Annotated in this window: 13 protein-coding genes; 3 read left to right on the forward strand and 10 right to left on the reverse strand. The window is 45.8% G+C overall.

The features are described 5' to 3' along the window. Positions 1-139 precede the first annotated feature (139 nt). The 3 genes from A28LD_RS04430 to htpX all read right to left on the reverse strand — a co-directional run bounded on the left by A28LD_RS04430 (position 140) and on the right by htpX (position 3,108). The gene (locus tag A28LD_RS04430; protein ID WP_007419866.1) at positions 140-1,489 is read right to left on the reverse strand and encodes a class II 3-deoxy-7-phosphoheptulonate synthase; all 1,350 of its coding nucleotides are present in this window, start codon (positions 1,487-1,489) and stop codon (positions 140-142) included. Between the two features lie 96 nt (positions 1,490-1,585). Then, positions 1,586-2,224 carry a flavin reductase family protein gene (locus A28LD_RS04435; RefSeq protein ID WP_007419867.1) on the reverse strand — a complete coding sequence of 213 codons (639 nt, stop codon included), beginning with the start codon at positions 2,222-2,224 and terminating at the stop codon, positions 1,586-1,588. After that, on the reverse strand, positions 2,221-3,108 hold the full coding sequence (htpX, locus tag A28LD_RS04440; protein ID WP_007419868.1) for a protease HtpX: 888 nt from the start codon (positions 3,106-3,108) through the stop codon (positions 2,221-2,223). Before htpX ends, A28LD_RS04435 begins: the two co-directional genes overlap by 4 nt. Positions 3,109-3,318: 210 nt before the next feature. Between htpX and pepE the strand changes: the two genes are divergently transcribed. Next, positions 3,319-4,017 (forward strand): dipeptidase PepE, encoded by a 699-nt coding sequence (pepE, locus tag A28LD_RS04445; protein WP_007419869.1) that lies wholly within the window; start codon positions 3,319-3,321, stop codon positions 4,015-4,017. 25 nt (positions 4,018-4,042) lie between these two features. Here the strand turns inward: pepE and bioD are convergent, their stop codons facing one another. From bioD to bioB, 4 genes are read right to left on the reverse strand one after another with little or no spacing between them, the layout of a single operon-like run. Continuing rightward, positions 4,043-4,795 (reverse strand): dethiobiotin synthase, encoded by a 753-nt coding sequence (gene bioD / locus A28LD_RS04450; protein WP_007419870.1) that lies wholly within the window; start codon positions 4,793-4,795, stop codon positions 4,043-4,045. A gap of 43 nt (positions 4,796-4,838) precedes the next feature. Then, on the reverse strand, positions 4,839-5,666 hold the full coding sequence (locus tag A28LD_RS04455) for a methyltransferase domain-containing protein (protein WP_007419871.1): 828 nt from the start codon (positions 5,664-5,666) through the stop codon (positions 4,839-4,841). Next, positions 5,650-6,858, reverse strand: coding sequence for an aminotransferase class I/II-fold pyridoxal phosphate-dependent enzyme (locus tag A28LD_RS04460; protein WP_007419872.1), 1,209 nt, complete (start codon positions 6,856-6,858; stop codon positions 5,650-5,652). Before A28LD_RS04460 ends, A28LD_RS04455 begins: the two co-directional genes overlap by 17 nt. A gap of 42 nt (positions 6,859-6,900) precedes the next feature. Next, positions 6,901-8,007, reverse strand: coding sequence for a biotin synthase BioB (gene bioB, locus A28LD_RS04465; protein ID WP_007419873.1), 1,107 nt, complete (start codon positions 8,005-8,007; stop codon positions 6,901-6,903). Positions 8,008-8,191: 184 nt separating this feature from the next. Between bioB and bioA the strand changes: the two genes are divergently transcribed. Both bioA and asnS read left to right on the forward strand, forming a co-directional pair. Next, positions 8,192-9,475, forward strand: coding sequence for an adenosylmethionine--8-amino-7-oxononanoate transaminase (bioA, locus tag A28LD_RS04470; protein WP_007419874.1), 1,284 nt, complete (start codon positions 8,192-8,194; stop codon positions 9,473-9,475). Between the two features lie 160 nt (positions 9,476-9,635). Next, positions 9,636-11,036 (forward strand): asparagine--tRNA ligase, encoded by a 1,401-nt coding sequence (gene asnS / locus A28LD_RS04475; protein WP_007419875.1) that lies wholly within the window; start codon positions 9,636-9,638, stop codon positions 11,034-11,036. Positions 11,037-11,123: 87 nt separating this feature from the next. Here the strand turns inward: asnS and argH are convergent, their stop codons facing one another. From argH to argF, 3 genes are read right to left on the reverse strand one after another with little or no spacing between them, the layout of a single operon-like run. Beyond that, positions 11,124-12,965 carry an argininosuccinate lyase gene (argH, locus tag A28LD_RS04480; protein ID WP_007419876.1) on the reverse strand — a complete coding sequence of 614 codons (1,842 nt, stop codon included), beginning with the start codon at positions 12,963-12,965 and terminating at the stop codon, positions 11,124-11,126. Beyond that, positions 12,962-14,188: an argininosuccinate synthase gene (locus A28LD_RS04485; RefSeq protein WP_007419877.1), complete on the reverse strand. Its 1,227-nt coding sequence runs from the start codon at positions 14,186-14,188 to the stop codon at positions 12,962-12,964. Before A28LD_RS04485 ends, argH begins: the two co-directional genes overlap by 4 nt. Further along, a complete protein-coding gene (gene argF / locus A28LD_RS04490) occupies positions 14,185-15,093 on the reverse strand; it encodes an ornithine carbamoyltransferase (RefSeq protein WP_007419878.1) in 909 nt (302 codons plus the stop codon). Before argF ends, A28LD_RS04485 begins: the two co-directional genes overlap by 4 nt. Between the last annotated feature and the right edge of the window lie 58 nt (positions 15,094-15,151).

Below are 15,151 nucleotides of genomic sequence, written 5' to 3' on the forward strand. Positions count from 1 at the left end.
ATTTCAGATTAAATTTTGCGTTGCTCATATCTGAGCGTGGTTATGCAAATGATTATAACTAAAATAATGCCCTTGCTACAGCTCAAGTAACTATAAGTATCGCACTTGTTGATCAAGAATAACTGTTTAACAACATGATTTAGCCTTGGCGAGCTTTACTCAGTGATTCTGCCACTAAAAAGGCCAACTCAAGTACTTGATCGGCATTTAATCTCGGATCGCACTGTGTAAGATAGCGTTCTGCTAAATCATCTTGCGAAATTTTATAAGCACCACCAGTACACTCGGTTACGTTTTCACCGGTCATTTCCAGATGAATACCGCCTGCATAACTTCCCTCGGCCTGATGAATTGCAAAAAACTGACGAATTTCACGGATTATCGCAGCGAAATCCCGTGTTTTGTAGCCATTGTTCGCTTTCACTGTATTGCCATGCATCGGGTCGCTAGACCAAACCACCTTCCGCCCTTCTTGCTGTACCCGGCGAATCAGTTTTGGCAGATTACTCGCGAGATTATCAGCGCCCATGCGCGTAATTAACGTCAATCGGCCCGCTTCATTATTTGGATTCAATGTATCAATCAGCGCCATAAGCTCATCTTCTGTAGCCGTTGGCCCTACTTTCACACCGATTGGGTTGTTGATTCCCCGGAAAAACTCTATGTGCGCATGGTCAATTTGTCGAGTGCGCTCACCCATCCAAACCATGTGCGCGGAACAATTATATGGCATACCAGTAAGGCTATCAGTGCGCGTTAACGCTTCCTCATACGGAAGTAATAGCGCTTCGTGCGAAGTGAAAAGCTCGGTTTCATGAATAGTTGGGTGCGTTTCTGCAGTAATGCCCAAAACTTCCATAAAACGTAATGATTCTTGAATACGCTCAGAAATTGCTTGGTACTTCTCTTTCATCGGGTTGGCGTTGATAAAGCCCATGTTCCACTTATGCACTTTGTGCAAATCTGCATAGCCGCCTTGAGCGAATGCGCGCAATAGATTCAAGGTGGCTGCCGAATGGTGATAAGCGGTAAGCATACGCTGAGGGTCTGGCTCGCGAGCCGCAGCAGTGAAATCTAAACCATTAATGATATCACCACGATAACTGGGCAATGAAACACCATCGATGGTTTCCATATCGCCGGAACGCGGCTTAGCAAACTGGCCCGCCATTCGGCCTACTTTCACAACCGGCACTTCACCTGCAAATGTCATTACAATAGCCATTTGCAGCATTACTTTAAACGTATCGCGAATTTTTGGCGCCGTGAAATCGCGGAACGATTCTGCACAATCTCCGCCCTGCAATAAAAACCCATTACCTTCACACACATCACCTAGATGGCTTTGTAAGCGGCGAATCTCTTCAGCAAACACGAGCGGCGGATAACGTTTAAGTTGCGATTCAACCTCAGCGAGCGCTGCCGCATCGGCGTAAGTGGGCTGTTGTTTGATTGGAAACTGGCGCCAGCTATCTGGGGTCCATTGCATGATTATTCCTTACACTGCTTGATTCAGGATGTCTTTGAATGTATCCGCCGAGGCGATCTATTGCAACGGCAAATTGAGCATTTCTCGTATTTCGCTCTATTTTGGTCTCGGAATATTTAAAATACGCCCCAAAGTAGCATATTGATCAGCTCCTAATCGAGCAATTGGATTCACTTGCAACGCATCTACCAAAAGCCTTGAGCTCACCTTACCAGCAGAATTCAGTTTTTTCTCGTAGCTGGCTACTTCTTCATTAATGAAAATCTGAAGAATTTCACCAAACACCATGGTTTGCGGGGCTCCAGGAACATCTTGTAATGCATGCAATTTACAACCGAAGGCTATTGGGCACTCGGCCACTCGCTGCAGCGGAAAATCACCAAATTCCGCCATGGTTACCTGTAAATGGTCAAGTTCTGATTCGGTAGCAGGCAGGCTTTTTGATGATTCCGTTACTTCTTCAGCTAAACTCGCAGGAGCAATATGCACCACAAAATAAGGATTGTGAGCGATATTTACCTTCGTATCTTTGCCCTCTCCTGGTGCTTTATTACCTACAGAAAACATCAATAATGGTGGTTCGCTGGAAACCGCTGTGAAATAGGAAAAAGGCGCTAGGTTCAAATTCTCTTGCACATGTTCGGTAAGTACCCAAGCCACCGGCCTGGGAATAAGCGTTTGCGTCATTAAATGATAAATCGAACTGCTGCTTTCCTCAGCTAAATCAATAATCATTGAAAACTCCGGTTTCGTAACGCAGCAATGCGTTTTTCAATAGGTGGATGAGTCATCATGAGCTCGCCTTTTGCAAGCTTTCCCTTGATACCAAACGCAAGCATTTTGTCATCCAATTGCGATTCCTTGCCTTGTGAAAGCCGCTGTAACGCCGCAATCATCTTACTTGGCCCTACTAAGCTCGCAGCGCCTGCATCAGCGCGATACTCACGCTGGCGGGAGAAATAAAACACTATTAAACTTGCTAACGCGCCGAATAAAATTTCAAATAAGATAACCAAACCAAAATACGCAAAACCGCCACCACCATGATGGCTACCGCCTTGCTGATTTCCTCGTAACGCGCTGTTAATTAACCCGGCAATAACCCGTGCAAGAAAAATAACAAAGGTATTCACTACCCCTTGAATTAGGGTTAACGTTACCATATCGCCATTAGCAATATGGCTAACCTCGTGCGCAAGTACCGCCTCTACTTCATCCTTACTCATAGATCTTAAAAGGCCGGTGGAAACAGCTACCAAGGAATTATTTTTACTTGCACCAGTAGCGAAAGCGTTTGCTTCGGGCGAATCATAAATAGCTACCTCAGGCATACCGATACCAGCCTGCTGCGCCTGCTTGCGAACTGTTTCGAGTAACCAGCGCTCGGCATCATTGCGAGGTTGTTCAATAACTTTTGCACCGGTAGAGCGCTTGGCCATCCATTTTGATATGAAAAGCGAAATAAAAGCACCACCAAAACCAAAAATAGCAGCAAAGATTAATAATCCGGTATAGCTACCAAAATCAACGCCAAAAACCGCCATAAGAATATTCATCACGATACTCAAAACAATGAGTACGGCGATATTCGTTGCTAAAAATAGAATTATTCGCTTCATTTATGATTCCTTGTTAAATTCCTATAGCCCTTGATATGGTTGCAACTATCATTTTTTTCAAGGTATTTGTTTTGCATACATGAACTTTGTAATTTTTGTTTAGGGTGATTAAGCTAACGCTCGAAAACTCGGATCCCAAACACAAATCCAATCGCCGTTTAGCTTACGAATCTCAAAGTGTACGAATGAAATTAATATTTAGAGGACACCATGCGTAATTTGTTATTGATGAGTAGCTCGAAAGCTGGCAATAGTGAGTATCTAAATCACGGTAAACAGTGGCTGAGCGAGCACTTTCGGGGTAAAGAAGTGCTGTTCATTCCCTATGCGGGCGTTACCATGAGCCATACTGCGTATAGTAATAGAGTAGCCGAGGCACTGGCCGATACCGATGTAAAAGTTCGAGGAATAGAAACATTTACCTGCCCAAAAGCGGCGATCGAGAACGCTGAGGGCATTTTAGTTGGCGGCGGAAATACCTTTGTTCTACTAGATTTACTCTATCGTAAAGGGCTCATAGACTCAGTGAAGCGGCAAATAAAGGCGGGCGTACCTTATGCTGGTTGGAGCGCTGGTTCGAATATTGCCGGGCTTAGCATTCGCACCACCAATGATATGCCAATTGTGCAGCCGCCTTCATTTAACGCGCTAGCCGCAGTTAATTTTCAATTGAATCCGCATTATATTGATACCCACCCGCCCGGCTTTCATGGTGAAACACGCGCGCAACGGCTAGCCGAGTTTATGGTGTTGAACCCGGGAACCACTACTATTGGCATTCGAGAAGGAACGGCCCTTAAAGTTCAAGGTGCGAAAATGCAATTACTCGGCACTTTGAATGGTGTAGCATTTCGCGATGGGCGAGTATTGAACATAACAGCTGGAAAAGATTGCTCTACCTTTCTTTAGCCCATATCTGTGGTGCACAGTATTGTTAAAGCTCTAGTAACGATAACCAATTTTGTTGTTGCAGCCACTCTTGCTGTTCTATGGAGTTGCCAGAAAAATATGGCACTTCTGCCAATAGTGGTGCGCTAATGCGCGAGCGTAAGGTAGCCAAGTTCTCTTTATACATTGGCATGATCTGAGCAGTAGCTTGGTTAGCTACCCAACCAGCAACCTTAAGGCCCAGCGCGTTAATCGCAGCAATGGTAAGCAGCGCGTGATTTAAACAACCCAAGCGCATACCCACTACCACGATCACATCCATATTTGCTCTTTGCACAAAGCTTGGCATATCTTCGAGCGCATTTAGAGGCAATTGCCAACCGCCAGCGCCTTCAGTGAGCAAAACATCGGCCTCAAGCGCGGCTAAATGCTGCCAGTGCTTCAATAATTGAGATACTTTGAGCGGTGTTTCTGCTGGGTTCTTATTCGCCATTGCGGCTATATGCGGGGCGATAGCTGGTTCAAAAGCAAACGGGTTTACTTTATTGTAAGGTAATTGCAGCGTGGCAGCCGCTTGCAGCTTGAGCGCATCCTCGTTTGCCCAGTAGCCATTATTCTCAATACTCCCTACATCTATAAATTTCTGCTTTTCGTTGATTGTTCGCCACTCGCAACCAGCAGCAATTGGTTTCATCGCCGCAGTATCAAACCCTGCTTGTGCCATAGCCTTCAGCAATAATACAGCAACTTCTGTTTTGCCAACATCGGTATCAGTTCCGGTGATAAATAGTTTTCTCATTATTACATTAACTCACAATCAATATTAAATTATAAATTTTAAATCAACAGCTTGCATCGTTAACTTCAAGAGCAAAAAAACCTAACTGATAATTTAGTGGTAGCCCTTGAGAGGTTCTATAATGTTCATACCCTTTGCAAATGGCTGTGTATTCAGCTACGCCAAGCTTCGGAGCTTGCTTGTTTCCTTGATGATCCGCGCCTATCGCACTGATACTTCTTAATAATGAGGCTACGTTCTGAAACCACCCGGAAACTGTTCGCTCTTCGCTAATAACGCTTTGAAAACCAGCAAGCTTACACCAAGCTAACCAATCTCTTAACGTTGGTTGTTCGTTCACTGCCGTGCGATTTAAAAAGCCGCTTCGCAATCGAGCCAATGGCTGTAGGCTATCGTTCAATACCGTTGAAAAAGCAATAACGCCACCAGGTTTAGTTATTCTCTGTAATTCCTGTAGGAGTTGCAGTGGGTTATTGCTCCACTGCACGGCTAAATTCGAATACACCAAATCAAAGGAATTTGTAGTAAAGGGTAAGTTTTCCATATCCGCTTGAATATAGAGATTGCTATCTGCATTGGTGCGCACCGCTTTCGCTAACATACCAGAAGCGATATCAACACCCACGTATTGCGCAGCAAAGCTTCGTAAACGTGGGCCTTGGATTCCTGGCCCGCAACCTAGATCAAGTATGCAGTTTGCTATTTGTGTTTGCTTGCTCTGCTGTTCACCTTGTTTATAAAGTAAACGTTCACGCAGTAGAGCGCCGAGAATATTAGCACTTTCACTCTGTAGATCAGCATGTTGTTGGTAGCGTTCTGCACATCTACTAAAGCGATCAGCAACCGCACTTTTATTATATTCGGCAAGCATCGGCTAATTCCTGATCGGCTTCGAGAATATCTGCTATAGCAGAAAATAGTGCGCGAATCGCGCTAGGCGATTGGTGCAAACTTAACGTGAAGCGAATACGGGCTGTGCCTTGCGGCACGGTTGGCGGGCGTATGGCGATACATTGAAACCCTTGCTCTGCTAAAGCTTGGCTAAATCGCAATGCTAATGCGTTATCGCCCACAAGTAGCGGCTGTATTGCTGTACTCGAATCTGCAAACCGAAGCTTTAATTCGGCGGCGCATTGTTTAAATAATTGAATACGCTGATTTAGTGCTAATTGTAGCGTTTGATCGCGCTGTAACAGTTGTAAACCGGCGCGAATAGCTTCCGCCTGTGCAGGCGCAAAGGCGGTGCTGTAAATCAGATGACGAGCGCCTTGCACTAAGCTATCTGCAATTTGATGATCGGTTGCTACAAATGCACCCGCCACACCGAACGCTTTACCAAAAGTGCCGGTAACAATATCGATATCACGCGCTTTTGAATGGTCAAAAACACCCCTACTAGCTTTTCCGGTAACCCCAACGCCATGAGCATCATCAAGCATTAACAGGCCACTTCCTTTACTGCGAACAAGCTCAGCTATATCTGCTGTATCTCCATCCATGCTAAAAACACCTTCAGAAACTACAAGTGGACAAGCTGTTTTGGCGATTCTAGGAAGTTTATCGCGTAAATCGTTATAATTATTATGTTGGAAGCGCGCGATACGCTGGTTAAACCCGCCCCCACAGCTTACGCCATCGTAGATAGAGGCATGGCAGAGCTTATCGATGATCGGTACTACACCAGCCTTTACCAACACCTGAAGTACGCCTTGATTAGCACTAAAACCGCTGTTAAACAGGAGCACTCGATCAACACCGAACCACGCCGCAAGTTCTTCGGCTAATTCACTATGAGCTGCGGTGTAACCTGTAACCAGCGGGCTTGCACCAGCCCCCGCGCCCCAATTTAAAAGGCCTTTCTGATAGGCCGCTATTACTTCTGAATGCTGGCTTAAACCAAGATAATCATTGCTAGAAAAGTTATAATTTCGATTCTGTGTTTGCGTTTGTGGCGTCAATTTACGCCGCAATTGTTTTTCACTTTGGGCGCGCAACTGCGAAGCAAGTACACCACGAACTTGCTCGCTTGTTTTTGCTGCGCCAATTTTTTCATCAGCTTTCATAAAGCCCTTCACAGAAGAAATGAAACGAGGAACTTTGAAACGTTATGCAGTTTCTTTAATTTCGCTATCATCGGCTTTGATGCGAGCACCACAAGGGGCTACCACAGTGTTTTGGCCAGCCGCGGCATCGTGATATAGCGGCTTTTGTGCCTTCTTTTGCTCCGGTTTTAAACCAAGGCGAGCAAATAGCTTTTGATCAGCATCAGCAACTGGGTTTGCGGTTGTTAGGAGCTTCTCGCCGTAAAAAATAGAGTTTGCACCGGCGAAAAAACACATGGCTTGCAACTCATCATTCATGGTTTCACGGCCAGCAGAAAGGCGTACATGCGATTTAGGCATTAAAATACGTGCAACGGCAATACAACGCACAAATTCAAACGAATCCATATCATCAATTGATTCAAACGGCGTGCCGGCAACTTTTACCAGTTGATTAATCGGCACCGATTCTGGTGGCAGTGGCATATTCGCCAGCTGTTGCAACAAACCAATACGATCGCTTTGTTCCTCGCCCATACCAACGATGCCGCCAGAGCATACTTTCATGCCTGCTTTACGTACGTTCGAAATAGTATCCAAACGGTCCTGATAGCTGCGCGTCGTAATTACTTCACCGTAGTATTCAGGAGAAGTATCCAGATTATGGTTGTAGTAATCCAAGCCTGCTTCTGCCAGCGCTGAAGCTTGCTCATCAGAGAGCATACCCAGTGTCATGCAGGTTTCTAAGCCCAGTGCCCGTACCCCTTTTACCATAGCTTGAATCTTTGCCATATCCCGCGCTTTCGGATCGCGCCAAGCCGCCCCCATGCAAAAACGCGTAGCGCCAGTTTCTAAGGCTCGCTCGGCCTGTTGCAACACGCGCTCTACTTCCATTAATTGCTCTTTTTCAAGGCCGGTATCGTAACGAGCGCTTTGTGGGCAATATTTGCAATCTTCTGGGCAAGCGCCAGTTTTTATGGAAAGTAAGGTACTTACTTGTACTTCGTTTGGATTGAAATGCTGGCGGTGAATACTTTGAGCTTGAAACAGCAAATCATTCAGGGGTAAATCAAATAGTGCTTGAATTTCTGCACGTTGCCACTGTTTTGGGGCATTATTTGCATTTGAATCAGGCGCTTGAGAAGTTGTTTCGAAATTTGTTTGGCTCATAAGTAACTCTAATCGTTGTATCAAGATGGCTTTCGTTGCGAAGTTTCTTTTTAACTGAGTTAGGCAGAACCTAAGCGCAACGCGCGCGAATTGAGGCTAGAAAAACTCGACTAGAATAGCGCTCATCAGTACACTGTCAATATAATGAAATCCACCACCTTTACAACTGGCTATAAATTAAACTATGCATTCAAGTGACCTTGCTTTCGACCAGCGCCATATCTGGCATCCCTATACTTCTCTGACCAGCCCGCTACCAACCTACGCTGTGGCAAGTGCTGACGGTGTTTATCTAAACCTACACTCCGGTGAGAAGCTTATTGATGGCATGTCGTCTTGGTGGAGCACCATTCACGGCTACAATCACCCTGAGTTAAATGCTGCTGCACACCGACAGATTGATACCATGGCACATGTTATGTTCGGTGGCATCACCCATACTCCGGCCATAGAGTTATGCAAACGCCTAGTAAAGCTAACTCCTGAACCGTTAGATGCGGTTTTTTTGGCAGATTCAGGCTCTATTGCTGTAGAAGTGGCGATTAAAATGGCGCTGCAGTTTCAAGTGAGCCGCGGTAAAACCAACAAAAACAAGCTCGTAACCATTCGTCAGGGTTATCACGGCGATACGTTTGCTGCTATGTCGGTGTGTGATCCCGTTAATGGTATGCATGAACTATTCACCGGAGTGTTACCCCAGCATGTATTCGCCCCAGCTCCGCAAATTAAGCCCGATGAAGAATGGTTCGAAACCGATATTAGTGCGCTAGCTAAAATTATCAGCGAACAGCATGAAAATCTTGCCGCACTTATTCTCGAGCCCATTGTACAAGGAGCCGGTGGTATGCGTTTCTACCACCCAGAATACCTTCGACAAGCCCGCAAGCTATGTGATAAATACGATTTGCTATTAATAGCGGATGAAATTGCCACTGGATTTGGCCGCACCGGTAAGTTGTTTGCTTGCGAGCACGCCGATATCTGCCCGGATATTCTGTGCGTAGGGAAAGCTCTCACCGGCGGTTACATGACCCTTGCAGCAACATTAACTACTCGGCATGTGGCTGATACCATCGGCGGCGGGCCAGGTGGCGGGAATTTAATGCACGGCCCAACCTTTATGGGCAACCCTCTTGCTTGCGCAGTAGCCTGTGCAAGTTTGGATATTATTGCTAAAGGTGATTGGCATCAGCAGGTAGCTGAAATTTCAGCGCAACTCAAAGCGGAACTTGAACCATGCCGAACAAGTGTGCATGTAGCTGATGTGCGCGTGTTTGGTGCCATTGGTGTGATAGAAATGCAGAAACCTATTAATGTGGCCGCAGCGCAAAAACAATTTGTTGCCGCAGGTGTTTGGATTCGCCCGTTTGGCAAGCTTTTATACATTATGCCGCCTTATATCATTGAACCCCTGCAACTCGCGAAACTCACAAAAGCTATCTGTACTTATTGCCAAAACCCAGTTTGACAATATTGCGTGTTCGTACGCCATTCGTTGGGTATTCGTTGGATATTAATAAATAATGCTCAGCTGCACTGAATGCATTGCGCTAGCAGGCGCAAGAAAGTAACATTAACGGCTTATAAAAATTCATTCATTTGTGCGATCGTTTCGGAGAATTAGTTTCATGTCTATCGCTGTAATTAAAGATGTTCTAGGCGGCAAATTTGCTGTTGGCGAAACCGTATCGGTTCGAGGTTGGGTGCGTACCCGCCGCGATTCTAAAGCAGGCATTTCCTTCATCAATGTACACGATGGTTCGTGCTTTGATGCTGTGCAAGCCGTTGCGCCAAATGAACTAAATAATTATCAAAGCGAAGTAGTGAAGCTCACTACCGGATGTTCAGTAATTATTACTGGTACCGTGGCTGAATCAGCTGGCCAAGGCCAAGCATTTGAATTGCAAGCCACAGCAGTTGATGTTATCGGTTGGGTTGAAGATCCAGACACCTACCCTATGGCGCCAAAGCGCCACAGCATGGAGTATCTCCGTGAATTTGCCCATTTACGCCCACGCACTAACATTTCAGGTGCCGTAACTCGGGTTCGTCACTGCTTGGCGCAAGCCGTGCATCGGTTTTTCCATGAGCGCAGCTTCTATTGGATTAGCACGCCAATCATCACAACTAGTGACGCCGAAGGCGCCGGTGAGTTGTTCCGAGTATCCACTTTAGATATGGCTAACCTGCCGCTTACCGAACAAGGCAAGGTTGATTACAAAGAAGATTTCTTTGGTAAAGAAGCGTTTCTTACCGTATCAGGCCAACTCAACGTAGAAACTTATGCATGTGCGCTTTCGAACGTTTATACCTTTGGCCCTACTTTCCGTGCGGAAAACTCAAACACTAGCCGCCATTTAGCGGAATTTTGGATGATTGAGCCAGAAGTTGCTTTTGCTGATTTGGAAGACATCGCGAAACTTGCAGAAGATCTGCTCAAATATGTATTTAAAGCGGTTTTAGAAGAACGCGCAGATGATATGGCATTTTTCGCTGAACGTATCGATAAAGAGGCTATCAGCCGGTTAGAACACGTGATCGCTAACGATTTCGTACACATGGATTACACCGATGCGGTGGAGATCCTGCAAAACTGTGGTAAAGAATTCAACTACCCAGTGGCTTGGGGTACTGATTTACAATCAGAGCACGAGCGCTATTTAGCAGAAGAACACGTAGGTGCACCGGTTATTTTGAAAAACTATCCGCGTGATATCAAAGCCTTCTACATGCGCCAGAACGATGATGGCAAAACGGTAGCGGCTATGGATGTATTGGCCCCAGGCATTGGCGAAATTATTGGTGGTAGTGCCCGTGAAGAGCGTTTAGATATGTTTGATAAGCGTTTGGATGAAATGAGCTTACCGAAAGAAGAATATAGCTGGTATCGTGATTTACGCCGTTATGGCACGGTTCCACATGCAGGCTTTGGGTTAGGTTTTGAACGCTTAGTATCCTATGTTACTGGCGTACAAAACATTCGTGATGTTATTCCGTTCCCACGTAGCCCGAATAACGCAGAATTTTAATAGCAAAACTGAATAAAGAAATTAAAAACTCAAACGCCGCACTACCTTTGGTAATTGCGGCGTTTTTCATATGTCTTTGATTACTATTTAAAGGCGTATTTCCAAACCGGTTTCATCACAAGCATGCTTGCGCGGGCAAAACTCACAATCTTTCATAACTTTTTCTGGCCAACGGCTTTTGTCAGCAATTTCAAACCCTATTTTGGCAAAGAACGCTGGCGCGCGCGTTAACGCTATTACGCGCCCTATTCCTAAGTTTCGAGCTTGATCAAGCAAACATTGTACAATCTCAACGCCCAACCCTTTACCTTGTAAGCCTTCTTTTAAACCAAGGCTACGAATTTCAGCTAAACCGGTGCCATATACATAAAGTGCACCACAGCCCACGAATTCGCCATCAATTTCGGCTACGGCAAACTGGTGAATCGCTTGCATTATATCTTGTTCTTGGCGCGGTAAATGCTCGCCCTTACCAGCCCAATAGCGAATAAGTTCAGCTATTTTGGGAACATCGCTCAACTTAGCTTGGCGAATGTGCGTAAGCGACGCTAGTTGCGCTTGTAAGCGTTGCCGTGCGCGGCGAAGTGCACTATGTACTTGCTTTGGTGCTGTGCCGCCTAGCGCGCATCTGCGGTCCATTCCTGCGCGTAGCGCTAATGCAGCATAAACATCTTCCGCTATTTCCGCAGCTTCCGCTTGTAGCTCAGCTAGCTTTAATTGCTCTAGCGGCAGCTTTTTGCGTAATGCGGTTAATACTAATTTGCCGCAAATTTCATGCGCATCCCTAAACGCAATCCCCTTACCCACAAGGTAATCGGCCAAATCGGTAGCGTTGCTGTAGCCAAGCTCTGCTGATTGCTCCGCTAGCGCTTCATCTACAGTTAAGTGTGGTAACGCGTAAGCCATAATCGAAAGGCACTGTTGCCACTGCTGCATAGCATCAAAAAAGCCTTCTTTATCCTCTTGCATATCCTTGTTGTATGCCAGGGGCAAGCCTTTAACTGTCATCATCATTGCTTGCAGATGGCCATTAACACGGCCAGTTTTGCCCCGAATTAACTCAAATACATCAGGATTCTTCTTCTGCGGCATTAATGAAGAGCCGCTAGAGATAGCATCACCAAGCAGGAAAAAACCAGCCTCGCCAGAGCAATAAAATATAATATCTTCCGAAAGCCGAGATAAATGCACCATGCTTATGCTCGCGATTGCCATAAGCTCGATAACAAAATCACGATCTGATACAGCATCGAGGCTATTTCGGCAAAGATCATTAAAGCCTAATTCTTTCGCTAAAAATGATCTATCGATGGCAATTCCAGATCCCGCAAGCGCCCCGCACCCAAGTGGCGATACTGATAAACGATCCCGCGCTTGCTTCAAGCGATCCAAATCCCGTTCCAGCATCTCTACATAGGCCAACGCCCAGTGCGAAACCAGCACAGGCTGCGCCCGTTGCAAATGGGTATAACCGGGCATCACACTGTATTCATAACGTTCAGCGAAAACGATCAGTGCATCGATCGTTGCCGCGATCTGCTCACCCACAGAATGCGATTTAGCGATCGCCCACAAGCGCAAATCGGTAGCCACTAGATCGTTTCGCGATCTTCCAGTGTGCAATTTTCTAGCTACACTGCCTAAACGATCTTGCAGCGCCTGCTCTACCCAACTGTGAATATCTTCCGCTTCAGTGCTTAATGGTAACTTCGGGTTCGCTTCAATATCTAACGCCAGCTGATCTAAACCTTCTTGCAACTGTTGCTGCTCATCATGTGTGAGCAATTGTTGTTGCGTTAACGCATTCACCCACGCTTTACTCGCTTGAATATCAAATGGCGCAAGTACGTAATCGAATTTCAATGAATCATTAAACTCCCGAAATTCTTTTGCACTGCCCTCTTCGAAGCGGCCTCCCCACATACTCATGCTAAACCTCCTTGTTTCAGCGCCCGAATTCGGCTCGCTAAACTAAATAGGCGGATAAACCCTGCGGCATCTTTTTGCTGATACACTTCATCTTCTTCAAAGGTAGCAAAAGCTTCTGAATACAAGCTTAATGGTGATCTGCGGCCAATAACGGTTACATTGCCTTTATAAAGCGCAATGCGGACCGTTCCAGTTAGCTTTGTAGCTAAAGAATGCACAGCTGCGAGTAATGCTTCGCGAACTGGCGTGAACCATTGGCCATCATAAAGCACGTCGCTTAAACGCTGGCCAAGATCATGGCGCAAGCGCTGGCAAGCCCGATCGTGAACAAGCTCTTCGATACCACGCAAGCCCTGATACCAAATGATCCCCCCTGGCGTTTCGTAACACCCGCGTGATTTCATACCCACTAACCGGTTCTCAACAATATCGATACGCCCAACACCATGCTCGGCACCAATACTATTGAGTTTAACAAGTGCTTCCGTTTGGCTATGCGCTAGACCATTCACATGGGTTAATACACCTTCGGCAAACTCAAGCTCTACAATTTCTTGCTTATCGGGTGCTTGTTGCGGTGAGTTACTAAGTGTCCAAACCCCATCGGTAGGTTGTTCCCAAGGGTTCTCAAGCTCACCACCTTCATGAGATATATGCCATAGATTGGCATCACGGCTATAAATTTTAGTGGCTGATGCCGAGGTTTTAATATTCCTTTCGGCTAGATAGTTGAGCAATTCTTGCCGAGAACGCATTTCCCACTCACGCCAAGGGGCAATAACCGTAAGTTGCGGTGCCAGTGCTGCAAATGTGCTTTCAAACCGAACTTGATCGTTGCCTTTACCGGTACAACCATGGCATACCGCATCAGCACCCACTTCAAGTGCTAACTTTACTTGCGCTTCGGCAATTACTGGCCGCGCCAATGCCGTTCCGAGTAAGTATTGTTCCTCATAAATGCAGCCCGCCTGCATAGCAGGTGCAATTAATTCATTCACGAATTTATCTTTTAAATCCACCACATAACAGGCTGTTGCACCCGATTGAATAGCTTTTTTCTCAATGCCTACAAGCTCTTCATCGCCTTGGCCAACATCGGCTACGAAAGCGATAACCTCGCAGTTATAGTTTTCTAACAGCCAAGGGATAATGGCCGAGGTATCTAAACCACCAGAATAGGCAAGAACTACTTTATTGATGGCATTTGGGGTGGTTTGGCTCATTGGGATATCTCCTCAAATAAATGATGTAACGCTGCTTTTTGTACATATAAACGGTTTTCAGCTTGCTGCAACACCGCACTAATGGTGCTATCCATTACCTCGTCGGTAATTTCATCGTTGCGATGTGCCGGTAAACAGTGCATCACGGTTGTGGCTTGCATACGTTTAACCAAAGCTCTATTAACTTGGTAAGGCATAAAGATTTTGCAGGTTTCTGCGTAATCCCGCTTGTCGCCCATTGAAAGCCAGGTATCGGTATAAATAACATCGGCGTGATCAACTTTAGAAATATCATTTCCCAGCTGAATTCTGTGCTCTGGGTAACGCGCATTGAGCTCATCCAAAAAACCCTTTTGCGGCCCATACCCTTCTGGGCAAATTACTGTAAGTTTTAAATCTAGCGCCGCAGCACCCACCATCAAGCTTTGGCAAACATTATTACCCTCGCCAACATAAAGAATATCTACCACTTTCATATCTACTGGGTAACGTTCTTGTATGGTAAGTAAATCAGCCAAGGTTTGGCATGGATGATGAATATCGCAAAGTGCGTTTACTACCGGAATACCTGCAGCTTTGAGCTTATGTAAGGTTTCGTGTTTAAACACCCGCGCCACAATACCGTGAGTCCAGCAGGCAAGATTCCGAGCGATATCTTCAACACTCTCGCGCTGCCCGGGCTCAACCATTTGCGCATCTAAGTAAATAGGTTGCGCGCCAAGTTGCTGAATACCCACTTCAAAGCTTACTCGAGTGCGTAAGCTTGGTTTTTCAAACAACATGGCAATAGATTTATTCTTAAGCGAATGTTGGAAACTCACCGGATGGGCTTTCATATAACCAGCCAGCGTAAGAATGTGCCGTATTTGCACTGCGGTTACATCAAATAAGGATAGTAAATGCATAAAAAGCTCTCTTTATAATCTGAATATTTGGGATTTGTTGAGCTATCTCAGTGAAAAC

Origin of the sequence: Idiomarina sp. A28L (genome assembly GCF_000218785.1) — a bacterium.
Taxonomy (GTDB): domain Bacteria; phylum Pseudomonadota; class Gammaproteobacteria; order Enterobacterales; family Alteromonadaceae; genus Aliidiomarina.